The 24,623-nt window shown below is 57.7% G+C and carries 25 protein-coding genes and 1 riboswitch; of the genes, 7 read left to right on the top strand and 18 right to left on the bottom strand.

All coding sequences use genetic code 11. The annotated features are described in order from the left end of the window. Window positions 1-85 precede the first annotated feature (85 nt). The 13 genes from HY868_03885 to HY868_03825 form a co-directional block, all read right to left on the bottom strand. On the bottom strand, window positions 86-745 hold the full coding sequence (locus HY868_03885; protein ID MBI5301254.1) for an adenosylcobinamide amidohydrolase: 660 nt from the start codon (window positions 743-745) through the stop codon (window positions 86-88). Further along, entirely contained in the window at window positions 718-1,443 is a 726-nt protein-coding gene (gene cobS / locus HY868_03880) for an adenosylcobinamide-GDP ribazoletransferase (GenBank protein MBI5301253.1), read from the bottom strand. Before cobS ends, HY868_03885 begins: the two co-directional genes overlap by 28 nt. 43 nt (window positions 1,444-1,486) lie before the next feature. Continuing rightward, window positions 1,487-2,542 carry a nicotinate-nucleotide--dimethylbenzimidazole phosphoribosyltransferase gene (gene cobT / locus HY868_03875; GenBank protein ID MBI5301252.1) on the bottom strand — a complete coding sequence of 352 codons (1,056 nt, stop codon included), beginning with the start codon at window positions 2,540-2,542 and terminating at the stop codon, window positions 1,487-1,489. 75 nt (window positions 2,543-2,617) lie between these two features. Beyond that, complete coding sequence (gene cobO, locus HY868_03870; protein MBI5301251.1) at window positions 2,618-3,169, bottom strand: cob(I)yrinic acid a,c-diamide adenosyltransferase; 552 nt, start codon at window positions 3,167-3,169, stop codon at window positions 2,618-2,620. Between the two features lie 27 nt (window positions 3,170-3,196). After that, window positions 3,197-3,988: a heme ABC transporter ATP-binding protein gene (locus tag HY868_03865; GenBank protein MBI5301250.1), complete on the bottom strand. Its 792-nt coding sequence runs from the start codon at window positions 3,986-3,988 to the stop codon at window positions 3,197-3,199. Next, window positions 3,985-5,076, bottom strand: coding sequence for an iron chelate uptake ABC transporter family permease subunit (locus tag HY868_03860; GenBank protein MBI5301249.1), 1,092 nt, complete (start codon window positions 5,074-5,076; stop codon window positions 3,985-3,987). The genes HY868_03865 and HY868_03860 overlap by 4 nt, the downstream gene beginning before the upstream one ends. A 209-nt stretch (window positions 5,077-5,285) precedes the next feature. Continuing rightward, a complete protein-coding gene (locus HY868_03855) occupies window positions 5,286-6,215 on the bottom strand; it encodes an ABC transporter substrate-binding protein (GenBank protein MBI5301248.1) in 930 nt (309 codons plus the stop codon). A gap of 185 nt (window positions 6,216-6,400) precedes the next feature. Next, window positions 6,401-6,658: riboswitch (cobalamin riboswitch) on the bottom strand. 52 nt (window positions 6,659-6,710) lie between these two features. After that, window positions 6,711-7,682: a J domain-containing protein gene (locus HY868_03850; GenBank protein ID MBI5301247.1), complete on the bottom strand. Its 972-nt coding sequence runs from the start codon at window positions 7,680-7,682 to the stop codon at window positions 6,711-6,713. A gap of 35 nt (window positions 7,683-7,717) precedes the next feature. After that, the gene (locus tag HY868_03845) at window positions 7,718-8,500 is read right to left on the bottom strand and encodes a molybdenum cofactor biosynthesis protein MoaE (protein ID MBI5301246.1); all 783 of its coding nucleotides are present in this window, start codon (window positions 8,498-8,500) and stop codon (window positions 7,718-7,720) included. Between the two features lie 80 nt (window positions 8,501-8,580). Next, window positions 8,581-10,824 carry a polyribonucleotide nucleotidyltransferase gene (locus HY868_03840; GenBank protein ID MBI5301245.1) on the bottom strand — a complete coding sequence of 748 codons (2,244 nt, stop codon included), beginning with the start codon at window positions 10,822-10,824 and terminating at the stop codon, window positions 8,581-8,583. 349 nt (window positions 10,825-11,173) lie between these two features. Then, a complete protein-coding gene (rpsO, locus tag HY868_03835; protein MBI5301244.1) occupies window positions 11,174-11,443 on the bottom strand; it encodes a 30S ribosomal protein S15 in 270 nt (89 codons plus the stop codon). Window positions 11,444-11,625: 182 nt separating this feature from the next. Beyond that, on the bottom strand, window positions 11,626-13,296 hold the full coding sequence (gene ilvD, locus HY868_03830; GenBank protein ID MBI5301243.1) for a dihydroxy-acid dehydratase: 1,671 nt from the start codon (window positions 13,294-13,296) through the stop codon (window positions 11,626-11,628). A 116-nt stretch (window positions 13,297-13,412) separates the two neighbouring features. Continuing rightward, a complete protein-coding gene (locus HY868_03825; protein MBI5301242.1) occupies window positions 13,413-14,261 on the bottom strand; it encodes an NAD(P)-dependent oxidoreductase in 849 nt (282 codons plus the stop codon). Window positions 14,262-14,531: 270 nt separating this feature from the next. Between HY868_03825 and HY868_03820 the strand changes: the two genes are divergently transcribed. From HY868_03820 to HY868_03810, 3 genes are all read left to right on the top strand, one after another. Further along, entirely contained in the window at window positions 14,532-15,134 is a 603-nt protein-coding gene (locus tag HY868_03820; GenBank protein ID MBI5301241.1) for a DUF2227 family putative metal-binding protein, read from the top strand. Beyond that, window positions 15,089-16,594: a carboxypeptidase M32 gene (locus HY868_03815; GenBank protein MBI5301240.1), complete on the top strand. Its 1,506-nt coding sequence runs from the start codon at window positions 15,089-15,091 to the stop codon at window positions 16,592-16,594. The genes HY868_03820 and HY868_03815 overlap by 46 nt, the downstream gene beginning before the upstream one ends. A 153-nt stretch (window positions 16,595-16,747) precedes the next feature. After that, entirely contained in the window at window positions 16,748-16,939 is a 192-nt protein-coding gene (locus HY868_03810; protein MBI5301239.1) for a type II toxin-antitoxin system Phd/YefM family antitoxin, read from the top strand. A 35-nt stretch (window positions 16,940-16,974) separates the two neighbouring features. On the opposite strand, the gene HY868_03805 is transcribed toward HY868_03810, so the two are convergent. The 3 genes from HY868_03805 to HY868_03795 form a co-directional block, all read right to left on the bottom strand. Beyond that, window positions 16,975-18,471 (bottom strand): M1 family metallopeptidase, encoded by a 1,497-nt coding sequence (locus HY868_03805; protein ID MBI5301238.1) that lies wholly within the window; start codon window positions 18,469-18,471, stop codon window positions 16,975-16,977. A gap of 54 nt (window positions 18,472-18,525) precedes the next feature. Beyond that, window positions 18,526-18,705 (bottom strand): hypothetical protein, encoded by a 180-nt coding sequence (locus tag HY868_03800; protein ID MBI5301237.1) that lies wholly within the window; start codon window positions 18,703-18,705, stop codon window positions 18,526-18,528. 103 nt (window positions 18,706-18,808) lie between these two features. Continuing rightward, window positions 18,809-19,456 carry a LysE family transporter gene (locus HY868_03795; GenBank protein MBI5301236.1) on the bottom strand — a complete coding sequence of 216 codons (648 nt, stop codon included), beginning with the start codon at window positions 19,454-19,456 and terminating at the stop codon, window positions 18,809-18,811. A 269-nt stretch (window positions 19,457-19,725) separates the two neighbouring features. Between HY868_03795 and HY868_03790 the strand changes: the two genes are divergently transcribed. After that, window positions 19,726-20,010 (top strand): hypothetical protein, encoded by a 285-nt coding sequence (locus HY868_03790; protein MBI5301235.1) that lies wholly within the window; start codon window positions 19,726-19,728, stop codon window positions 20,008-20,010. A 38-nt stretch (window positions 20,011-20,048) separates the two neighbouring features. After that, on the top strand, window positions 20,049-20,267 hold the full coding sequence (locus HY868_03785; GenBank protein ID MBI5301234.1) for a hypothetical protein: 219 nt from the start codon (window positions 20,049-20,051) through the stop codon (window positions 20,265-20,267). A gap of 132 nt (window positions 20,268-20,399) precedes the next feature. On the opposite strand, the gene HY868_03780 is transcribed toward HY868_03785, so the two are convergent. Beyond that, window positions 20,400-20,882 (bottom strand): pyridoxamine 5'-phosphate oxidase family protein, encoded by a 483-nt coding sequence (locus HY868_03780; GenBank protein ID MBI5301233.1) that lies wholly within the window; start codon window positions 20,880-20,882, stop codon window positions 20,400-20,402. A gap of 141 nt (window positions 20,883-21,023) precedes the next feature. Next, the gene (locus tag HY868_03775) at window positions 21,024-21,422 is read right to left on the bottom strand and encodes a TIGR03618 family F420-dependent PPOX class oxidoreductase (protein ID MBI5301232.1); all 399 of its coding nucleotides are present in this window, start codon (window positions 21,420-21,422) and stop codon (window positions 21,024-21,026) included. Between the two features lie 304 nt (window positions 21,423-21,726). Between HY868_03775 and HY868_03770 the strand changes: the two genes are divergently transcribed. Together HY868_03770 and HY868_03765 are read left to right on the top strand one after the other, a co-directional pair. Continuing rightward, window positions 21,727-22,872 carry an acyl-CoA dehydrogenase gene (locus HY868_03770; protein ID MBI5301231.1) on the top strand — a complete coding sequence of 382 codons (1,146 nt, stop codon included), beginning with the start codon at window positions 21,727-21,729 and terminating at the stop codon, window positions 22,870-22,872. A 197-nt stretch (window positions 22,873-23,069) separates the two neighbouring features. After that, window positions 23,070-24,620 carry an acyl-CoA carboxylase subunit beta gene (locus tag HY868_03765; GenBank protein ID MBI5301230.1) on the top strand — a complete coding sequence of 517 codons (1,551 nt, stop codon included), beginning with the start codon at window positions 23,070-23,072 and terminating at the stop codon, window positions 24,618-24,620. The last annotated feature ends 3 nt before the right edge of the window (window positions 24,621-24,623 follow it).

The raw sequence follows: 24,623 nt of genomic DNA, 5'->3' as shown, positions 1-24,623 counted from the left end.
AGAGACAAAAGTTGTTTCCAATAAAGTCTATTCAGTATTCAGTGTTGAGACTGAACACTGAACACTGAATACTAGACACCGAACACTATTTCCCCGGCATCCATCCCAGCGCGCGGCGCACCGCGCGACCGATGAGCCAACCGACAACTGTCGCCGAACCGGCGTAGCGCATCGGCTCGCCGCGATTTGTACACGCGACGACGACGGAATCGGTGGACGTGCCACTTGCACGGTCGCCGTCGCGTGTGCGCGCATCGCGTTCGATCAGTGTCATCGTTTTCGCTTCGGTCGCGGTGATGATCGCGTTTGCTTGCGCGGCTTGCGTCAACGCGGCGTCAATCAGCAAGATGATGTTGATCGTTCCCGCGCTCAGCGCGCGCGGCGGAGAGACGCCCACATTCATCGCGTTGCCCAAGCCCGCGGTGACAATCGCGGCAACCGAGATGTCCGCGTGCGTTTCGATGGCAACGCGCGCGTTCTGCGTCCACGCCGCCGTCATCATACCGACGAACAATTCAGTGATGCCACACTGCGCGGCAAACGCGGTGAGATCGTCTTCGGGATTCGCGCAATGATAACCCTTGACGACGTGCATGTTGACGATGTGTCGCGTCGCGCGCAACTCTGCGCCAACGACGGCGGAACTCAACACGGCGAGCGGTCGCTCGCTCGCCACACGCACCGCGCGTTCATCTATCGCGAGCGCGATACCGGGAATTAGAATTGGATCGTTAACATCAGCCACAGCAAAACCTCAACGCACTCGTTGATCGCGCCGTACACGTCGCCGGTCAATCCTTCGATGCGTGCGATCGCAAAGCGCGCGACGAGAATCGCGATGAGCCACGCGAGACCCAGGATGGCTATCGCGACGCCGCCGACCAGCGGAAGCGTGAACGCGAGCGCGAGAATCGTCGCGATAATTAAATCCACGCGGCGCGCGTTTTCTTTGAACACACTGCCCTTGCCCGACGCGCGTCCGTACGGATAAACGAACACCGCGTACGCCATCGCCCAACGCGAAAAGACCGGGGCGATCACGAGCGCGAGCGTTCGCAGTGGACTCGTCAAACTTGCGAGCGCGGCGAATTTGAGTAACACCATCAACACGCCGCCCGCCACACCGAACGCGCCGACCTGCGGCTCGCGCATGATTCGCAATCGCGCGTCGAGCGTCTTGTGTCCGAACAATCCATCGCAACAATCCATCCACCCGTCGAGATGCAGCGCGGCGGTCAGCAGAATCGTTGCCACGAGCAACCCCGCGTTCACGACGAGCGATGGAAAGACGCGCGCGAGTACCACGTCGAGCGCGACCAGGATCGCGCCGAGCAGCGCGCCGACGACCGGAAAGAACGCGAGTGAACGTCCCACCTGGTTCGGCGTGAATTCGCGGCGAATCGGGATTGAAGTTAGGAAACTGAGCGCGGCGAGTAGTCGCATGACAAAATTTGGTAATTGGTAATTGGTAATAACCAATTACCAATTACGCTTTTTCAGAGACGCCGGCATCCGCGAACGTCGCCATCTCGTCGAGAATTTTCGCGGCGGCGAGACACAACGAAATGCCGAGCGCCGCGCCGGTGCCTTCGCCCAATCGCAAATCGAGATCGAGCAAGGGTTCGACGCGCAGATGGTCGAGAATCGCGCGATGACCGATTTCGACGGAGCGATGCGCGGCGATCAAGTACGGCTGCACCGCCGGCGTGAGTCCGTACGCGATGAGCGCCGCCGCGCCGGAAATAAATCCGTCAATCACGACCGGCACGCGCTTGGACGCCGCACCGATCATCACGCCCGCGAGTCCGGCGATTTCGAATCCACCGACATCACCGAGCACGTCGAGCGCGTCGCTCGCGTTCGGCTGATTGACTTGAATCGCGCGTTCAATCATCGCGACCTTGCGTGCGAGTCCCGCGTCGTCCACACCTGTGCCGCGCCCGGTCACTTCGCGCACCGCGCGCCGCGTGATGACAGAGGCAATCGCGGCGGACGGCGTCGTATTGCCGATGCCCATATCGCCAGTGCCGACAATGTCCACGCCGCGTTCGATCTCGTGTGTTACCACACGAATCCCGGCTTCGACCGCGCGTTGCGCTTCCTCGCGCGTCATCGCCGGACCAACCGAAAAATCGCGCGTGCCGAGCGCGATTTTCGCGTTGACCAAATTCGGATGCGCCGGCATGTCGCTCGCGACGCCCATATCTACGACGACGACGCGCGCGCCGACGTGTCGCGCGAGCACGTTGATCGCCGCGCCGCCCTGCAAAAAGTTGAACACCATTTGTGGGGTCACTTCGGCGGGATACGCACTGACGCCTTGCCGCGCGACGCCGTGATCGCCCGCCATCATAATGACCGCGGGCTGTTTGAATCGCGGACGCGGCTGCGCGGTGATGCCGGCAAGTTGAATCGAAAGCGTTTCGAGTCGTCCCATCGCGCCCTGGGGTTTGGTCAGTTGGTCTTGCCGCGCGCGCGCCGCATTCAGCGCGTTCGCGTCGAGCGGTTGGATCTGCGCAATTGTTTCATTGAGAAAGTTCACGTTGCTCCTTTGATGATGTAACTGCCGACCGCTGAGAGTAGCCCGCAAAACAGTGGGCGGTGGTCGGCAGTCTGGTTAAAATTCGATTCCCGCTTGCGCTTTGATGCCGCGCGCGTACGGATGTTTGATCTCGCGCATTTCGGTGACGAGATCGGCATACTCGATGAGTTCGTCCGGCGCGTCGCGCCCGGTGATGATGAGATGCATCTCCGCCGGCTTGTGTTCGCGCAACCACGCGATCACTTGATTGATGTCGAGCCATTGGTAGTGAAACGCGTACGTCATTTCATCGAGCACGACGAGATCGAACGCGCTGCTCGCGATTTTTTCTTGCGCGAGTTGCCACGCCGCGCGCACTTTATCCTTCGTCGCCTCGATGTCTTTCGACAGCCACGTAAATCCGTCGCCCATCGTATGCCATTCGAGTTGCATTTTGCGCGCGGCTTGCGTCTCGCCCCAGTTGCCGGTTTCCGCTTTGATGAATTGAATCACGCAGACGCGCATTCCACGTCCCCACGCGCGCAACACCGTGCCGAATGCCGCCGTGCTTTTCCCTTTGCCGTTTCCCGTATTGACAATCACTAACCCTTGTCGCATGTCATATCCTCTGCGAAGGACAGATGGCATATTGCATATTGCGTCCTCCGCCATTTGCTATCCGCCATTCCCTACAATCAACGCCGCGGGCAATTGGTTGCGCGGGTGCGGGAACACGCACATCTCGATGCCGTACACCGCACGCAAGATTTCGCTCGTGATGACGTCGCTCGGTTTGCCCGCCGCAAACACGCGTCCCTCTTTCAATAGAACGATGCGGTCGCAGTACTGCGTGGCGAGATTCAGATCGTGAAAGACACCCAGGATCGCGAGTGCGCGTGCGTGCTTCAGTCGTCGCGTGATCTCCATCACTTCGATTTGATGCGTCACGTCGAGGTGCGCGGTCGGTTCGTCGAGCAAGAGCACCCTGGGTTCTTGCGCGAGCGCGCGCGCGATGATGACGCGTTGTCGCTCGCCGCCGGAAAGTTGATGCATCATCCGATTCGCCAACGCCCAGGTGCCGGTCGCGCGCATCGCCTCGCGCGCGATTTCAACATCCCGCGCGCTTTCGCTCTTGAGCCAACCCAGGTGCGGTGTGCGCCCCATCATCACGATTTCGAACGCGGTGAATCCGTTCGGCACGTCGAACATTTGCGGCACGACAGCGACGCGACGCGCGACCAGGTCGGGCGCGAGTTGATCAAGGGTCTGACCATCGAGCCAGACGTGTCCGCGTTGCGGCGTGAGCACGCGGCTCAACAATTTAATCAGCGTGGACTTGCCCGCGCCATTTGGACCGACCAAACCGACCATCTCGCCGGGTTCCACTTGCATGCTCACCCCATCGAGAATCGGTTTGTGGTTGTACGAGAACTCCACGTCTTCCGCGCGCAATTGAATCGCGTTCATCCCAGCACCTCCCTTTTGCGCCGCAGCAAGTACAGAAAAAACGGCGCACCGCAAAACGCCGTAATGATGCCGACCGGCAATTCGCTCGGCGCGAGCAGTGTGCGCGCGAGCGTGTCCGCGATAATGAGAAACATCGCGCCAAGCAACGCGCACATCGGCAAGAGAAACCGGTGATCGGGTCCCCACACGAGGCGAACCGCGTGCGGCACGATCAAACCGACGAAACCGATCAAGCCGCTCACCGCGACCGCCGCCGCGGTGACGAGCGAGGTTGCGACGACGAGCGTCAACGTCACGCGCTCGACCGGCACGCCGAGTTGCTGCGCCTGCGTCTCGCCGAGTTGCAACACGTTCAAGTACCGCGCGTGCAGGAACAAGACGAACCAACCCAGCGCGAGGTACGGCAACAGAATGAGTACTTGTTGCCAATTGCTCAACGAAAAACTGCCCATCATCCACGCGATAATTTGAAACGAACGAAACGCGCTGTCACTGCGAAACATCAAGAACGACGTGATCGCCGAGAGGAACGCGCCGAGCGCGACGCCCGCGAGAATCAACGTCGTCGGCGTGGCGCGTCCGTCGGATTGCGCGAGCGCGTAGATGCCGAACGTCGCGCCGATCGCACCCAGGAATGCGAACAGCGGCAGCGCGCCTGCAAACTCCACAGAAAAGACGATGGCAATCGTCGCGCCGAGCGCCGCGCCGGACGACACACCGATCAAGTACGGATCGGCGAGCGGGTTGCGTAACAGACCCTGGTAGGTCGCGCCCGATGTCGCGAGCGCGATGCCGACCAAGCCCGCGAGCACGACGCGCGGCAAACGAATGTCGAACAGAATCGTTTCCCAGCTCGCTTGCCACGTCACTGCGATGGGCGCGCCCGGCAATTTGACCACGATCATGCGCGCGAGCGTCTCTAACGGAATCGCGACCGAGCCGAAGGTTGCGGCAACCGCGCCGGTTATGATGACGCCGAGCGCGGCGATCAACAAGATTGTGCCGCGATGACGCGACCCAGGAATGATGTTTTCAGTTTTATCGGGCGCATTAGATTGCGCCCTTGCTTCGCGCGGTACTTCAATCATTTGAATTCTGTGTGCGGTTTGTCATTTCGATTCAGCATGTCATTGCGAGCCGCGAAGCGGCGAAGCAATCTTCAACCCCACCCTAGCCCTCCCCTTGTTAAGGGGAGGATTGGGAGCCCTAGCCCTCCCCTTAACAAGGGGAGGGTTGGGAGGGGTGATTGCTTCGGGCGAAAACCGCCCTCGCAATGACAACCCAGTTGCGTTTTACATCATTTGAATAAATCGGGATACAGCCCGCGCGCGAGCATTTCGAATCCCTCGACGATGCGCGGACCCGGACGCGAAATGACATCCTCATTCGGCAGCGGAACGATGCGCCCGGTTTTGACCGCGGTGATATTTGCCCAACCAGGACGCACCTTGATTTTTTCGGGTGTCTCGCCAAAATTCATATCGCCCAGGAAAATCACTTCGGGGTCTTGCGCGATGATCGTTTCGACGCTCAGTTGAACAAAGTTGCCTTTCGCGGCGGCGGCAATGTTCACGCCGCCGGCTTGTACGAGCATATCGTCAATGAAGGAACCCGGACCGGGCGTGTAGAGACTCTTGTCAATTTCGTAAAAGACGCGCGGCTTGGTCTTCGCCGTTGCCACTTGAGAAATAATCGCGTCCATCCGGCTCTTGAGTTGCGCGGCGAGTTTGCCCGCGTCCTCATTCGCGCCGAGCATTTTGCCAAACGTCGTGAGCTTGCCGATCACTTCCGTCATATTCTTCGGATCCATGACCACGACAGTCAGTCCGCGTTTTTCGAGTTCGGGCACGATGCTTTTTGCGTGAATGTTCGTCGCGAGCACAAGATCGGGCGAGAGTCCGACGACTTTTTCGAGATCTATTTTCGCAAACCCGCCGACCTTGGGTTTCTCTTTTGCTTCCGGCGGAAAATTGCAATACTCGGTCACACCGACGACGGTCGCGCCTTTGCCGAGCGCGTAGATCGTTTCGGTGTTGCTCGGCGCGAGCGAGACGACGCGCTTGGGTTCCGCTTTGATCGTGACCGCCCGTCCCGCGTCGTCCGTGATCGTCAGCGGGAATGCCGCGGGCGCGCTCGTCGGCGGAACCTGGGTCGGGGGTGGAGTCGGCGCACATGCGCTCAACACCAGCGCGAGAAATCCGATCAGAAAAACGATTCGCTTATTCATCACTTGCTCCTATCTTGATTTTCAAATTCGGATGCACGCTCCGGCGAGCGTTCCCTACCAGAACGCGTCCGCCGTCGAAATAAAAAATCCCTCTGCCTTACGAAAGGCAGAGGGGGTTAAACCGTGTTGTTCATGACCCTGCCCCCTTTCTCGCGAAGGTTGCTCGGAATACGAACGCATGAAACAAGACGTTCGCTTGCAAAGGCAGGTGTTCTGGCTTGTTAGTGTTCTAGTGCGATAGTTGGATAGTTCGATAGTGCGGTAGTGGAAGGATGTAGAGAGACTGAACGAACTAACGCACTAACACACTATCGCACTATTGCACTAGACTAACTTACAGTTGCGGGACAGCGCCGGACTGGAACCGGACTTGCCCTATTGAGACCCACGCGCACCGTCGAGTGCGACCTTGCGGTCGGGTCACCTTTGCGATTTCGATTGTTAAACTTGATTCGATTATATCACATAACGCCGGCTAGTCAAAAAATCGCAGTCTCACCGCACACTCATCCACACGCGCATCTCGTTCGGAAAAATCGTTTGACCGTACGCAAGAACCGCGTCCGCTTCGTCCGCGGGAATCGCGAACGCGATCCAACCCTCGAGCGATTCGCCGGCGGCGAGCGTCTTCATCAAACGCGGCGAGGGCGGCGCGAGCGTCGGCGCGTCGGTCACCGCGTATTCCTGGGATGCGAGCGCGCGAAAATCATACTCCGAAAGCTGAACCGATGACTTGAGTCCCGCTTTCACAAATTCCGCGCGCACTTTGAACAACAGGTACACCCAGTCCGGCGGCGGCGCGGGGTTCGCGGGATTCGCGGATTGAATCAACATCCGCGCTTCATCGCCGCGATACGCGTTGAGTAGCGTGAAACGGATTTGCTCGCCTTCGCGTCCAGTCCACACAACACCCTGTCCCAGCGGCATCGGTCGCTCGCGCGCGAAACCAAGCGGCGCGGACGTTGGCGTTGCCGAAGGTCGCAGGGTGGGACGCGGCGTGCGCGTGCGCGTGAAAGTGGGTTCCGGGGTGAACGTGCGCGTGAGCGTAGGCGATGGCGCGACAATCGTGATGGCGGTAGCGATCCGCGCGACGCGCGTGGATGTGGGCGCGAGTTGCTCGCGCAAGAAGACGAACGCGCCGGAAAAGAACGCACACGCACCCAGGATCAGTAACGCACCCGCCACTCCCAACGTAGTGATTAACCACCAACGCGGGGCGGAGACCGGCTTGCGCCGAGCCGGTGGGGGTAACAGTGCGACCTGTCTCTGCCAATCGTACTCGGCGCGGAGAGCTGGATTGCTCAACACCTCGTACGCGTCGTTGATCTCTTGGATGCGCGCGGTCGCGTCGGGCAGCGTGTTGACATCGGGGTGGTATTTGCGCACCAATCGTTTGTACGCGGCTTCGATGATTTCCGGTTCCGCCGATGGATCAACTTGCAGGATTTTGTAAAAATCTGAGGACATGGCAATTTAGTAGGGAACGCTCGCCGTAGCATCCCCTACGGATGCGCGCGTTCCGCGTCGGCGACAATCTGTTCCGCCTTGTCCGGCGATAACTCACCGGCGATAGGACCCTCGACCCAGTCTTCACCGTCGAGCGTGAATTCTTTTTTCCAGACCGGCACGATCGCCTTGACGCGCTCGATGGCATAACGCGACGCGGCATACGCGTCGGGACGATGCGGCGACGCAACCGCGATCACAAGACTCGCCTCACCGATTTTTAGTTTGCCGACGCGATGCGCCATCGCGACGCGCACGTCGCCCCAGCGTTCGTGAATCTCGGCGATGATTTGGTTCAGCGAGCGTTCCGCCATTTCGGGGTATGCTTCGTACTCGAGGTGCTTGACCGATTTGCCACGCGCGTTATCGCGCACGACGCCGCTAAACACCAGGATCGCACCCGCGCCGGAAAACTCGACGCGCTCGACGAGCGCGTTCAAGTCGAGCCGACGAGTCGTGATCAACGCGTTCTTGGTTATCCGCGAATTACGCGAATGCACGCGAATTTTACTTTTAGCTTTTACCTTTTTACTTTTTACTTGCCCGCCGCTGACGGGCGGCAAGAAACCCACCTCGTCGCCATCACGCAAAACATGATCGCCTTTGACGAGGTGTTGATTCACCGAGTACGCCGCGCGCAGATTACCGAGACGCGGACTCGCGACCGCGTACTCGCGCCACAACGCTTCAACGGTCGTACCCTCCGCGATTTCTTTCGCGTCGTTTTTCTTACCGACCATCTCGCGGAAAATCGCAAAGAACTTGACTTGCACTTGCATCGCATCCTCTGATAAAAAAGGACGAGTGACGTGTCGCAAAAATGATCCGCCACTCGTCACCCGTCACTCGCCACTCGCGATTATCGTCGTGGTCGGAAGCCGCCGCGCCGTTCGCCGCGATCATCATCGCGTCCGCGTGCGCCGCGATAGCCGCCGCGATCACCACCGCCGCGTCCGCCGCGATCACCGCGATCACCGCCGCCGCGCGGACCGCGATCGCGCTCCGCGGCTTGCTCCGCCGTCCACCCTTCGAGCACGGCTTGACGCGAAAGGCGAATCTTGCCGGCATCGTCAATCGCGATGACCATCACCATCATGTCATCGCCGAGTTTGAATTGGTCGCGCGGACTCTTGACCGGCTCGGTATCCAACTGCGAAACGTGCACCATGCCGTCCGTGCCCGGCACCAACTCGACGAACACGCCATAATCTTCGATGCGCGTGATCTTGCCGGTGTAAATCGCGCCGACCTTGGGCGATTCGGTCATCGCGCGCACGCGTTCTTGCGCGAGCGCCGCGCCTTCGCCGTTGACCGACGAGATGAACACGGTGCCATCTTCTTCAATGTCAATCTTGACGCCGAATTCTTCTTGCAGTTTGCGAATCGTCTTGCCGCCCGGACCGATCACCGCGCCGATTTTTTCCTGATCAATCTTGACCGTCATGATGCGCGGCGCAAACGGCGAGATCGTCTGACGCGGCTCGGGCAACACATCGAGCATTTTGCCGAGGATGAACAAGCGCGCTTGCTTCGCTTGCATCATCGCCTTGTGCAACAAGTCTGGGGCGACGCCTTGCAATTTCAAATCGAGTTGCAACGCGGTGATGCCGTCCGCGCTGCCCGCAACTTTGAAATCCATGTCGCCGAGAAAATCTTCCATGCCGATGATGTCAGTAAGAATCGCATAGCGGTCGCCTTCGGCGATGAGACCCATCGCGACACCGGCGACCGGCGCTTTGATCGGCACGCCCGCGTCCATCAACGCGAGCGTCGAGCCGCACACGCTCGCCATCGAGGTCGAACCGTTCGACGACATGACTTCGGAGACGAGGCGAATCGTGTACGGAAATTCGCTCGCGTCCGGAATCACTTCAGCGAGCGCGCGTTCCGCGAGCGCGCCGTGCCCGATCTCGCGCCGACCGGGTCCGCGCGAGGAACGCGCTTCGCCGACCGAGTACGGCGGGAAATTATAATGGTGCATGTAGCGCTTTTCGTCCTCGGGCGAAAGCGAATCAATCGTTTGCGATTCGCTCGGCATACCCAGCGTCGCAATCGTGAGAACCTGGGTCTCGCCGCGCGTGAACAAACCGGAACCGTGCGCGCGCGGGAGCAAACCGGATTCGATACTGATCGGGCGAATCGTCGTGTAATCGCGTCCGTCCGCGCGGCGACCTTCGTTGAGCACCATCGCACGCAGTTCGGCTTTGACCTGGTACTCGAACGCTTCGGCGACATCCGCCGCCGAGAATTTCTCCGCGAACGCGGCGACCATTTCGGCTTTGAGCGCGTCGAGCGATTCGTTGCGTTCCGATTTCACGCCGACGGTCTTGATCGTGTCGGTGATGCGCGAACCAAGTTTTTCGCGCAAGCCGCTTTTCAATTCTTCGCTCAAGGTGTGGAGCGCATAATCCTTCTTCGGCTTGCCAACTTGATCGCGCAATTGATTTTGCAGCGCGATCACCGCTTGCATCGCATCGTGACCTTTTTGCAACGCTTCGAGCATCAACTCTTCGGTCACTTCGCTCGCGCCGGCTTCGACCATGATGACCGCGTCCTTAGTTCCGGCGAGACGCAAATCGAGCAGTGATTTTTCCATTTGCGTGTTGGTCGGATTGAAGACGAACTGTCCGTCAATGTAACCAACCCGCACCGCGCCGACGGGACCGGCAAACGGCAACTCGCTGATCGTCAACGCGGCGGACGCGCCGATGATCGAGAGGATGTCAATGTAGTGTTCCTGGTCGGCGGAAAGCGCGGTGATGACGATGTTGACGTCGTTGCGGAACCCTTTGGGGAACATGGGGCGTAGGGGACGGTCAGTCAAACGGCAGAGCAGAATGGCTTGTTCGCCGGGTCTACCTTCGCGTTTGAAGAAACCACCGGGAATTTTACCGGCGGCATAGAGTCGCTCTTCGTAATCAACGGTGAGCGGAAAAAAGTCTGTACCTTCACGCGGTGCAGACGCGCCCGTTGCGGTCGCGAGAATCATCGTGTCGCCGTGGCGAACCGTGACCGCGCCGCTGGCTTGTCCGGCAAGCTTGCCGGTCTCGACTGTCAGCGTTCCATCGCCGAACGGAATCGAGAGAGTGTGGATGTTGTTCATTCAGAACCTCCGAGTTAGTTCGATAGTGCAATAGTGCGTTAGTGCGATAGTTGTCGTGCGCGGCAAGAATGAACACTCGCACTATCAACTATTGCTCTATTGAACTAGTAGCCCGCATCGGAGGTCAGGGACTGGAGAGTGAACCCCAGTATGCAGTGAACAGTGAACAGTGAACAGTCAAGACTGTTTACTGTTCACTGTTTACTATTTACTGAGAGGCACTCTCCAATTCCCGCCCTCGACGATGGGGCAAAAATTTTTTTGTTTATTCGATTGTTAATTCGCAAGCAACAAACAAACGAGTAGATGGGTCTGCCGCGCGCCGCATCTACTCGTTAAGTGTCGCCTGTTATTTGCGCAACCCTAGCCGACCGACAATTTCCTTGTAGCGAGTTGCGTCTTTTTTGCTGAGGTAGCTCAGGTGGCGTCGGCGTTCACCGACCATTTTCAAAAGACCCCGACGAGAGTGATTATCTTGTTTGTGTCCTTTGAGGTGCTCGACAAGCTGGTTGATGCGCGTGGTCAACAACGCGATTTGCACTTCAGGTGATCCGGTGTCCTTGTCGTGCGTGTGGAATTTTTCCATTATGGCAGTCTTTTCTGCCTTCTTGAGCGCCATGCGCTTCTCCCTTCCAGTGAATTTCCTTGTCCGAAAGTGGGCGCATTATAGCACAAGTCAAAATGGTTGGCAAATTGATTGATTTTTGACCATTTCAGGACTGTTTTCGCAAATACAAGATGTTGTGTCGCACAAACGAACTAAACACTGTATCTTGTGCTTAACGTGAAACATCGCGCCGATTAGACTGCCAACACCGCGCCCTGACTGCCGGATGTGACCATCGCCGCGTAGCGTTTGAGCCAACCATTCAACTCGCGTCTCACCGGATTCCACTCGGCGCGACGCCGCGCGAGTTCTTCATCCGACACCTCGACGTTGAGCGCGCACCCAGGAATATCAATCGCGATCATGTCGCCATCGCGAATCAAACCGATCGGTCCGCCCGCCGCGGCTTCCGGCGAAACGTGCCCGATACACGCGCCGCGCGTGCCGCCGCTGAATCGTCCATCGGTGATGAGCGCGACGGATGTGCCCAAGCCCAAACCCATGATGTTCGAAGTGGGCGCGAGCATTTCTTGCATTCCGGGTCCGCCCTTGGGTCCTTCGTACCGAATCACGACGACATCGCCCGCCTTGACCTTGCCGGCAAGAATGCCCGCGTTCGCTTCATCGTGCGATTCGAACACGACGGCGGGTCCGCGATGTTTCATCATCTCCGGCACAACACCCGCGGACTTGATGACCGCGCCTTCGGGTGCGAGATTGCCAAACAAAACCGCAAGCCCACCGCGTTCGCTGTACGGATTATCGAGCGAACGAACACACTGCTTGTCCTGGCTCTCGACGCCCTGCACATTTTCGAACAACGATTTGCCGGTGACGGTGCGCGTATCGCGATGCAAAATGCCTTCGCGCTTGAACAACTCCGACAAAATCGCGGACACGCCGCCGGCGCGTTCAACATCCTCGACGTGATACGACGATGACGGCGACACCTTGCAGATGTTCGGCACACGTTGAGCCACTTGGTTGAGCCGCGCTAGCGGATACTCAACGCCGGCTTCACGCGCGAGCGCGAGCGTGTGCAGCACCGTGTTCGTCGAGCCGCCCATCGCCATGTCAAGCGCGAACGCGTTGTCAATCGCTTCTGGCGTGACAATATCGCGCGGACGCAAATCGAGGTCAATCAATTTCAGCAACTGCTTCGCCGCCGCGCGTGCGAGTTCGTGGCGGCGCGGATCAATCGCGAGAATCGTGCCATTACCGGGCAACGCCATGCCGAGCGCCTCGCACAAACAGTTCATCGAGTTCGCGGTGAACATGCCGGAGCACGAGCCGCACGTGGGACACGCGACCTGTTCGAGCGCGTCGAGCTCTTTCTGATCAATCTTGCCCGCGCGCAACGCGCCAACACCTTCGAACACGCTAATCAAATCCACGATGCGACCGTCCGCCATTTTGCCAGCCGCCATCGGACCACCGCTAACAAAAATCGTGGGGATGTTGACGCGCATACAAGCCATCAACATACCTGGGACAATCTTGTCGCAGTTCGGAATGCAAATAACGCCGTCGAACCAGTGCGCGTTCAGCATCGTCTCGACGCAATCCGCGATGAGTTCGCGCGAGGCGAGACTGTATTTCATCCCAATGTGTCCCATCGCGATGCCATCGTCCACGCCAATCGTGTTGAACATGAACGGTACGCCGCCCGCCTCGCGCACCGCCGCGCGCACGACTTCGCCGAACTCGTTGAGATGCACGTGACCTGGGATGATATCGGTGTACGAATTCGCAATCGCGATGAACGGCTTGTTCCAATCGTCCTCGCTCTGAATCACGCCGGTCGCGCGCAAGAGACTGCGATGCGGCGCGCGCTCGAATCCTTTCTTAACCATATCCGAGCGCATCGTTTTGTTTGTGCTCATCTGATTCCTCCAGAAAATCCGCAGGGCGCTGGGGAGCAAGGGTGCAAAGGAGAATTGCTCTCCCCTGCCCCACCGCTCCCCTGCTCCCTTGCCAGGTATTATTTCCAAAATAATTTGTGCGGCGCAGAATGATCGAGTTCACCGTCGCCTTGTGTCGCCAGTCGCTCGTAGATCGCGAGCGTACTTTCGAGATGCGGCAGGCGCACACGCGCTGAATCCGCGAGCGACTTGGCGAGCCGTAAATCTTTGAGGTGCGACCAAACTTTGGCGCCGGGTGTGTACGCGCGATGGATCATTCGCGTGCCGTGAATCTGTAGAATCTTGGAATCGGCAAAGCCGCCCTTCAACGCTTGCTGCACGCGGCGCGGATCGAGACCCAGTTTTTCGGCGAGCGTCAACGCTTCCGCGACCGCTTCGATGGTCAGCCCGACGATGAGTTGATTGATCGCTTTGACGGTGTGCCCTGCGCCCGGTTCGCCCACATGCACGACGTTGCCGCCCAGCGCGTCGAGCACCGGCTTGGCGCGCGCGAAATCGGCTTGCGTCGCGCCTGCCATGATCGCGAGTGTGTGCGCCGCCGCACCCTCAGGTCCGCCCGACACCGGCGCATCCACCCAGCCGATATTTTTCGCGGCGAGTCGTTGTGCGTGCGCGCGCGAGTGCATTGCATCGGACGAACTCATATCGAGTACAAGTTGTCCCGCGCACAAGTGCGGTTCGATTTGCGCGAGCACGGCATCCACCGCGTTCGAATCCGCGAGCATCAGCAAGCACACGTCTGCGCGCGCGGCATCAATGAGATTCGCGCAGAGTGGAATCCCGCGCGTCAATTCGTCGGCTAGTTGCGAGCGATTCCAACCGCGTACATCGAACCCCGCCGCAACAAGAACACGCGCCATCGGGCGTCCCATCAAACCCAGACCGAATACCGAAACCGAAAAACTCATTCAAATATCCTTGTCCACAAAGGACACAAAGGTCACCAAGAAAATTAAAATTTCGTGTTCTTCGTGATCTTCGTGGGAGAAAAAATCCAACGGTCTCGTACGCGCGGAACAGCGCTACCCCGCGATTCTCGGAATGGTGCGATTATAGCCGCGTGACGCGGTATCGTCAAAAAATCGTTTGCAAATTGCGCGTCGCTAGAGTATAATCGTCCCCGCGTTTTTGGAGCAGGACAAGTTTCCAACTTGTCCTACATTTTTAGGGGAGTTGAAATGCCCGGTTTTTGGGGTCACACGCTCGGCAGTGGCGTCGCGGCGACAGCAACGACCGCCTACATGGTGTACGATCATTGGTCTTCATCCGATATTCTCGTCGTCAATGCCGGCATCGCGCTCGCCACGTTCGTCCTATCGCCGGATATGGACTTGTTCAATTCGCGACCGAACCAGGGCTGGGGCGTCTTGCGGATCTTCTGGTGGCCCTACTCGAAACTCGTCAAGCATCGCGACCGCTTGCACATCCCGGTCATCGGCACGACTGCGCGATTTTTGTACACCGCATTGATTCTCAGCGTCTTTATCATCCTCTTCCGCTATATTTTCCGGCGCATCGGTTTGCAAATTGATTTCGATTTCGAAGGCGACCGCGCGGATATGATTTACAATCTACTTTTTCTGGTGGATGTGTACGTCGGCGCGGTCATTGCTGACGCGACGCATTATGTTCTCGACATCGTGACGACGGAAATCAAAATGAGCGGACGTTTGCGCCGACCGCGTCAGGCGTCTGGATTAGAACACGAAGAAAATCACCAACATGGAGCAGATGAATGGAACAGAAATTGGCAGAACTCAAAAAACGATTGGCGACGGTAAGCGATCTGCATCGCGCGTCGGCAGTGCTGGGCTGGGACCAGCAGACGTACATGCCGGCAAAAGGTGCGGCAGCGCGCGCCGAGCAACTCGCTATACTCGATAAACTCGCACACGAATTCTTCATCACCGACGAAATCGGCACCTTGCTCGACGACCTCGCGGGATACGCGGCGCAATTGCCGTACAACTCGGACGACGCAAGTTTGATTCGGGTGACGCGGCGCGATTACGAAAAGGCGAAACGCATCCCGCCCGCGCTCATCGAGGAAATCTCGCGCACGAGCGCGCTCGCGCTCGAAGCGTGGACGCAGGCGCGCAAAGAATCGAATTTCAAGTTGTTCCAACCGCACCTCGAAAAAATCGTCGCGCTCGAAATTCAAGAGGCGAACTATCTCGGTTACACCGAGCAAATCTACGACGCGTTGCTCGATCAGTACGAACCGGAAATGACGACCGCGCAAGTGCAAGCGATTTTCGCCGGTGTGAAAAAAGAACTCGTGCCCTTTGCGCGCGCGGTCATCGCCAACTCGGCTCGTGTGGACGACGCGGTGTTGCATCGCGCCTACGACGAACAAAAGCAGTGGGATTTCGGCGTCGCGGTCATTCAGCAACTCGGTTTCGATTTCAAAGGCGGACGTCAGGACAAATCGGTGCATCCGTTCACGATTGGTTTTGGCATGGGCGACACGCGCATCACCACGCGGATTGATCGCGAGTTTCTGCCGACCGCGTTGATGGGCACGATTCACGAATGCGGACACGCGCTGTACGATATGGGCTATCGCGCCGAACTCGACCGCTCGCCGCTCGAAGGCGGCGCGTCGCTCGGCACACACGAATCGCAATCGCGTTTGTGGGAAAATATCGTCGGACGCAGTCGCGGTTTTTGGATGCACTCTTTCCCGCGTCTGCGCGAAATCTTTCCCGAACAGCTCGCGGACCAAACCGCCGAATCGTTCTACCGCGCGATCAACAAGGTCAAGCCATCGTACATTCGCGTCGAAGCGGACGAAGTGACGTACAACCTGCACATCATGCTGCGCTTTGAATTGGAAATCGCGCTCATCAGCGGTAAACTTAAAGTCGCGGATGTGCCCGACGCGTGGAACGCCAAGATGCGCGAGTATCTCGGTATTACGCCGCCGAATGACGCACAGGGATGCTTGCAAGATATTCACTGGTCGAGCGCGAGTTTCGGATACTTCTCGACGTACGCGCTCGGCACATTCTTCTCCGCGCAGTTGTGGGAAAAAGCGTCGCGCGACATTCCGACTCTGGCCGCGCAAATCGAACGCGGTGAGTTTGTGGAATTGCTCGCGTGGCTCCGCGCGAACGTCCATCAGCACGGGCGCAAGTTTACGCTCGACAAACTGGCGCGCGATATTACCGGCGAACCACTGCAAACGCAGTCGTGGATGCGGTACATCAAAACCAAGTTCGGGGAGATTTACGGGGTGTAATCGGTAATGAATTTTGATTTTCAAATTCGGTATTCGGTCGGCGTAGGGAACGGACGCCGTTCCGTTCCCGGGTTGCGCCACATACATGGGAACGCTCCGGCGAGCGTTCCCTACCGACACTACCAAATTACCGGCAAGATAACGGAGGGCAGAATGACCACAGTCAGTGTCACATTTGCCAGACGGCACTTGGAGCAATTGATCGAACAATTCGCGCGCGATCACGAACCAATCACCATTACCAAATACAACAAGCCCGTCGCGGTATTTGTGAGTATGCAAACCGTGAAAAAAATGGATGCATTGGAAAAACGCGCATTGAAGCAATCCAAAAGACGCCGGTAAGAAATATGGCGAAGGCATATTGCCTTCGCCATATTTTATTTTGCCCCACTCAAAATCCACTGTTGATATTCCGCGCGCAGACTTGCGCCCGCGACCTCTTCCGCCATACGAATCACATCCTCCGGCGTCGCGACGCGGTAGCGGAATCGTTCAAAGTACGTCCGCAGAAATTTGAAAAACGCGTCGTCGCCCATCTTTTTGCGAATCGCATCGTAGAACAGCGGCGCTTTGCCGTACACAATTTCACCATACCCCTGCTCGTTGAACGCACTGACCGGTTGATTCACCGCCGCGTCGCGTCCCTCTTTTTTCGCGCGTTCGTACGGACCCTGAAACACTTGCTTGACGATGTTCGGTCCGGCATTCGCGCCGCGCAGGTCCTCGTAGTAGAGGAGCGAACTATACTGCGCGAGCGCTTCGTCTACCCAGGGCGCGTTCACCTGATCGTTGCCGACAAGCGCGTACCACCACTGATGCGAAATTTCGTGCGCCGTCGCGAACTCGAAAAAGTCGCGCTGGCGTGTTTCGCGGTACAACCCGCGCGCGATGACGATCACACCCGGATACTCGATGCCGCCCGCGGTCGTCGGCGTTTCGATCACGTCGAGTTCGCGGTACGGATACGCGCCAAAACGTGTCGTGAACACCTTGAACGCGTCGGTCGCAAACTGCAACGCTTGCTTGCCGCTTTCCGCGTCCGTCGGTTCGTGCCACGAATGGATCGTCGTCTCGCCAACCGTCGCGCTGGTCTTTTGCAATCGCTCGGTCAAGTTGATGTCGAAATCGCGCATCGGCGCGCCGACGAGATGCCAGGTCGTCGTGCCGTCGTTGTTCGCGCGCGTGTCTATCGTCGTACCCGACGCGATCACCGTCATCGCGGTCGGCGCGGTGAGCGTGACGTCGAACAACGCCATTTCGGCGTAAACCAAATCGCCGTACGCCGGAGGCAATTCGATGTGCCAGCCCGCCGCGTCGTATGCCGGAATCAATGGAATCGCCGAAGGCAAGGTCGTCACATTATCGAACAAACCGAAATCGGAATAATGCGCTTTGGAATTACGCGGAATCGTCAGCGTCCACTCGAAACGAACGCGCGCCGCCGCGTTCGGCGCGAGCGGATTGGCGAGCGGGGCGCGCAGCGCGGTGTCGCTCACTTGGAGCGTCGGTGTGACCAGTGCGTCGCCAATCGTCATATTTGAAACGACAATCTTGCCGCCGGAATCCGGATAGTTGGCGAAGAGACGAAAATATATTTCGTTGAGCGGCTTGGTCGTGCGGTTGGTGTACAGCGTCTCTTGCGTTCCACTCAAACTGGGCGTGGCAGCATCGTAGCGCAGATTCAATTCATAACGCGTTGGGCGGTCAATCAAAGCGAGATCGTTTTGGTGCGAGGGGAGCAGCGCGTGCCGGAAAATCGCGAGGTCGTCTACGGCAATCGCCAGCTTGGGGTCGGGCGGCGGAGTCGGCGCGGCGGGAGTGGCGCACGCGACGAGAAAAATCGCGAAGAACAACAGAAAACGAAGAGGTCGCATCGTTACCTCCAAGAAAGAAAAACCCGTCTCTCCGTCGAGACGGGCAACGTCACACTAGGCGGAGACGGGAGCGGCTTTTTTGGATGAAACGAACTTTGTCATTTTGGTACCGCACGAAGCACACACGCCCTGCAATGCTTGCTTGCCGTTCTTGAGCGTGATTAACTGCGCGTCCTTCATCGGCTTTTGCGCCTTTTCTTTCACGCAGTAGCCCATTACGGTTTCATCTGCCATTCGAGTATCCTCCTGTTATAGAAATTAATCGGCGCGACTGTGAGCCGCGCCGAAGCGAACGTGATGGCATTCTAGCACCAATTGACGCGCTTGGCAAGCGCGTCTACGCTAAAAAAAAGTTGATGCCTGCACGCATGAAATACACGCTCAACGCGATCAGGAAAAGCCCGCACACCAGCAGAATGCCGCGATAAATGCGATCCGTCATCACGCGGCGACCGGTGGCGACGACAAACGCAACCACGCAATTCCACACCCAATCCGCGAGCGTATGCCCGATGTAAAACGCGATAATGCCGAGGACGCCGAACGCGCGAAACGCGATCAGGTTCGCCGCGCCGACAGACGCCCACCACAACACCCAGTACGGATTCGCGATCGTCGCGAACATCCCCGCCAGCGTTGGATGTGCGGACGATGCCGCGCCGCGCACGCGTCGCGTCGCGTCGAACGAGACCTCGCCGCGCCACGCGCTCCGCGCGATACTCCACCCCATCCACAGCAAGAACACGCCGCCAAGAATTCCAATCGTACCCGCGACGGAATTTTGGTTGAGCAGTTGATCCAAGCCAAAGTACAACGCGATCACCATGACGAGTTCGAGCACGACATGTCCAATCGTTACCAACGGTCCCGCGCGAAATCCGCGACGCGCGCTTTCGGTTACCACGAGCGTCGTCACCGGTCCCGGCATCATCGCGCCGGAAAAACCTACCAACCACCAAATCCCAGTCAAAATTACCAAATCCAACGTCTCCTCCATCCGATTGCAAATTGATGGTACCCAGATGATCCTTACGAAAGATACACGTTCGGTTCGGGCGGGATCGCGCCATCAAACCTGTGCAAGGTTGATCGGGCGCAATTGGCGACGATTATAGCACATATTTTCGCCTAAAAACAATGTCATTCGAGGACGTACTTTCGGACTATTGCTCGGCATCCGTGAATGCGTAAAATGATAGTGAATCTCATTCAACTATCAATAAAAACCTTTCAGGCAATTGAGAGAGGGATCCAATGAAAAAACTAACCCTTTTGTTCGTTTTGGTCGGTTTGATGGGACTTACCCTATTAACGATTGGCGCGATTGCGAACGAACCGTGTCAAACGACGATCACTTCCGAACGTCCCGACTGGTGGGTCCTGGCGAACACCTACGACACTTTCGACTTGATTGTGTATTCGGAACGCGCGGTCGTTTTTGATTTGACCGGACAACAAGCGAACGCGCTCAAGAACGCGCACCAAGTCGGGTTAAGCAAAGAAACTGGCGGGCGTTTCCGTTTGTGTAGTTTTCGGTAACGCGTGCCTCAGTTTTATCACAACAGGAGGAGAGGCGCATGAGTTTTTCGATTACGCGATTAGTGTTGACGATCATCATCGCGGCGAACGCGGCGAACCTGGCGAACCTCATCGAACAAAGCTGGCGGTTGATTACCAATCTGGGAGAGCAAACTCTCGGCACCACATTGACGCTTGCCAGTACGTTGTGCATCATCCTGATCGTCACCATTCACACCCAAAATGCCAATCGGATGCAATGGTTGAGCGAACGCTGAACGCGCAGATGTCTCATGCAACAAGAGCAAACAACTCGGTCGAGTGGACTACTCGACCGAGTTGTTTGTTATACACCCGCATGGTACGTGTACGCCAAAATGAAATCGCGAACAAGCCCGCGCGTGCAGAATTTATTCGCGCCCTGACTGCGCCACGCGTCGCAAGTCGTCCGCGTTCAACGTGAATGCCTGGGCAAACCCGGCGACATAACGCGCGCTTTGCGCCTCGATACGCCACAACGCAAAATCCTTGAACTCGAACAAGAACTGGTTCTCCGGATGCCTGGTCAAGTACGCCGCACGCGCCGACGCGTACTCGGCATCTTCCGGCGCGAGCATCGCCGCGTGTCCCAGGATCGAGACGCGCGCGAGTTGTTGCGGATCGCGCGCGTCGTCGTCGCGCTCGGCGATCATCAGACTGACGCGCGGGTCTCGCGCGAGGTCTTGCGTGTGATGCGCGAGCCGGCTGACGTGAATATAATACACAATGAAATCCGTCGACGCGGCGAACAGAACCAGCGAGACGAACGGCGCGGAGTCGCGTAACGTGCCGAGCGCGGCGACGCGTTGTGTGCGAATTATCCTCGCGAGTGTGGTTTGGGATTTGGATTCCATGCTACTCGCTTGCCGCAATTAATCATCTCATCTGTCATTGCGAGCCGCGAAGCGTTTGCAAAGCAATCCCCAACCAGGTCGTTCCGGAATAGTAGTGCGGGGATTGCTTCGGGCAAAAACCGCCCTCGCAATGACACGCGGTCAGCCCATCGTGTTCATGTGTTCCGGCAGAATTTCGTAGGTCACTCGCACCTCGCCGGGGCGTTTGGGATAATTTGGATTGCCATGATACTTTTGATTCAACTGGCAAATCATTTCATAGCCGCCCTCTTCGGATTCGGCAACAACCATGCCGCGAACCTGGATGTAGCGATACGGATTTGTCGGGTCGGAAATCGCCAGCGCCACCTTGGGATGACGGCGCAGAATCTTGTCCTTGACGCGTCCGCGCGCGGTGTTGATGATGATGTGTGTGCCGTCATAGTCGAACCAAATCGGCGTTACTTGCGGCGTTCCGTTTTTCATCACCAGCGCGAGATTCGCAATCGCTTTTTTCTCGCGCGCGAACAAGTCGGCAAATTTTTCGGGAATCGTTAGCATCGCAATCTCCTGATTCGTTCGGATTTCGCTGTGGTCACCGAAACGCAAGTATAGCGGGATTGCGCCGCGTTGGCAAGAAGCGCACATCGGACGCACCAAGCCGGGGCATTTTCCAAACGGCGCGATATTTGGTAAAATGGGGATTGCCGAATGTTAAATCATCCGATTCGATGACCTTTCTCTTCAACCGAGGACTGACACATGCCGAGGACAGACACACACCGCCAACGCGTTTTCGGGAACGCACTCCCGCACGAGAGAATCTCAAATTGCTCGTGCGGGTTATTGCATAAGGAGAATCACCATGGATTTCCAACTGACTGAGGAACAACGCGCGATCCGTGACCTGGCGCGCGATTTCGCCCAAAAAGAGATCGCGCCGATTGCGGCGCAGATTGACGAGACGGGCGAGTTTCCACATGCGACCGTCAAGCAAATGGGCGAACTGGGATTGATGGGGATTGAAATTCCGGAGGAGTACGGCGGCGGCGGTCTAGATTGTCTGAGTTACGTCCTCGCGATGGAAGAAATCTCCAAAGTGTGCGCGGCGCACGGCGCGATCATGAGCGTCAACAACTCGCTCGTGTGCTATGGTCTGAAGAAATTTGGCACCGATCAACAAAAACATGATTTCCTGATTCCACTTGCCTCCGGTAAAAAAATTGGCGCGTACTCGTTGACCGAACCGCAATCGGGCAGCGATGCCGGCAACATGCGAACGCGCGCGGTGCGCGAAGGTGACGCCTGGGTCATCAACGGTCGCAAGTCCTGGGTCACGAGCGGTCCCGTCGCGGATTACATCATCCTCTTCGCGTCAACCCAACCCGAGTTGAAACATCGCGGCACGGCTTGTTTTATCGTGGACACGAAACTGCCCGGCTTTGCCGCCGGCAAAAAGGAACCAAAGCTGGGCATCCGCGCGAGCGCGACGTGTGAATGTTCGTACGACAACTATCGCCTCCCGGCGTCGTACATGCTCGGCGGCGACGGCGATGGTTTCAAAATCGCGATGAGCATTCTCGACGCCGGGCGTATCGGCATCGCGTCGCAAGCGCTCGGCATCGCCCAAGCCGCGTACGAAGCGAGCGTCGCGTACGCAAAAGAGCGCGAAGCGTTCGGGCAAAAGATCGGCGACTTTCAAGCGATTCAGTGGATGATCGCGGACATGGCGGTCCGTATCGAAGCGTCACGTCTATTGATCTATAACGCGGCAAACAAAAAAGATCGCGGCGAACGCTTTACGCGCGAAGCCTCGATGGCGAAACTGTACGCGAGCGAGACGGCGATGTGGGTGGCGACGAAAGCGATTCAAGTGCACGGCGGCGTGGGTTACAGCAAGGAATTACCAGTCGAACGCTATTTCCGCGACGCCAAGATCACCGAGATTTACGAAGGCACAAGCGAGATTCAACGCCTAGTCATCGCGCGGAGCGCGTTGGAGAGTAAGTAGTTCGACAATGTCATATTTCTTTTTTCGCCGCAGAAGCACGCAGAATTTCGCGGCGAAAGAAAAATCTGCGTGCTTCTGCGTGGTTCTGCGGCTAATCCGACATTGGCAACGTAAGCACATCTTGCAAAGAGCACGCGGGAACACGTGAATATTCTGGGAGTCCCAACAAATAGAAATTCCGAACGCGGGAGAACATCATGTCCATTGATCCTAAAGTTCTCGAACTACGCCAGAAACGCGAAGAAGCGCGCCAAGGCGGGGGCACGAAACGCATCGAGCAACAACACGCGCGCGGCAAATTGACCGCGCGCGAACGCGTGGACCTGTTACTCGACGAAGGATCGTTCCAGGAACTAGGCGGCTTTGTCACCCAACGCGGCAGTGCGTTCGGCAATGCCAAGCAAACGATCTACGGCGATGGCGTCATCACTGGGTACGGCACGATCAACGGACGCTTGGTCTATGTGTTCTCCCAGGATTTCACCGTGTTCGGCGGATCGCTCGGCGAAGCGCACGCGGAAAAAATCGTGCGCCTGATGGATCTCGCGATGAAAAACGGCGCGCCCTTGATCGGCGTGAACGATTCCGGCGGCGCGCGCATTCAAGAAGGCGTCGTTTCGCTCGGCGGTTACGCGGATATTTTTCTGCGGAATACGATGGCAAGCGGCGTGATTCCGCAAATCAGTTCGATTATGGGACCGTGCGCCGGGGGCGCGGTCTATTCGCCCGCGCTCACCGATTTCATCTTCATGGTCAAGGACACGAGTTACATGTTCGTCACCGGTCCCGATGTGGTCAAGACCGTGACGCACGAGGACGTAACCTTTGAGCAACTCGGCGGCGCGATGGTGCATAATGAAAAAAGCGGCGTCGCGCATTTTGCGGCGGAGAATGAAGAGCATTGCGTTTCGATGATTCGCAAACTATTGTCGTTCCTGCCCCAGAACAACCTGGAAGAGCCGCCGCTTGTCCGTCCCAGCGACGATCCGTTGCGCGCCGACCAGGCGCTCGACACACTTATTCCCGATTCGCCAAACAAACCGTACGATATGAAAGAAGTGATTCGTCTCGTCGTTGACGACGGCGATTTTTTTGAAGTGCACGAGCATTTTGCCGGCAACATCATCGTTGGCTTTGCGCGCTTGAACGGACGCGCGGTGGGCATCGTCGCGCAACAACCGATGGTGCTCGCTGGCGTGCTCGATATCAATTCATCCGCGAAGGGCGCGCGGTTCGTCCGCTTTTGCGATTGTTTCAACATTCCGCTCATCACGTTCGAAGATGTGCCCGGCTTTTTGCCCGGCTTGGGACAAGAGCACGGCGGCATCATTCGGCACGGCGCGAAATTGTTGTTTGCGTACTGTGAAGCGACGGTGCCCAAGATCACGGTCATTACGCGCAAAGCATACGGCGGCGCGTACGACGTGATGAGTTCCAAGCACATTCGCGGCGACCTGAACTATGCGTGGCCCTCGGCGGAGATCGCGGTAATGGGACCCGACGGCGCGGTGAACATTTTGTACCGCGAAGATATCGCGAGCGCGGCGGATCCGGACGCGATGAAGCAAAAACTGACCCAGGAATATCGCGAGCACTTTGCGAACCCGTACATCGCGGCGGGACGCGGCTACATTGACGACGTGATCGAGCCGCACCAAACGCGCGCGAAACTCATCGCGGGTTTGGAGATGTTGCAGAACAAGCGCGACACGAATCCGCCAAAAAAGCATGGAAACATTCCGTTGTGATTT

Source organism: Chloroflexota bacterium, from assembly GCA_016219275.1.
Classification (GTDB): domain Bacteria; phylum Chloroflexota; class Anaerolineae; order UBA4142; family UBA4142; genus JACRBM01.
The sequence above is the reverse complement of the archived record's forward strand: the minus strand, read 5'-3'. Positions and strand labels throughout refer to the sequence as shown.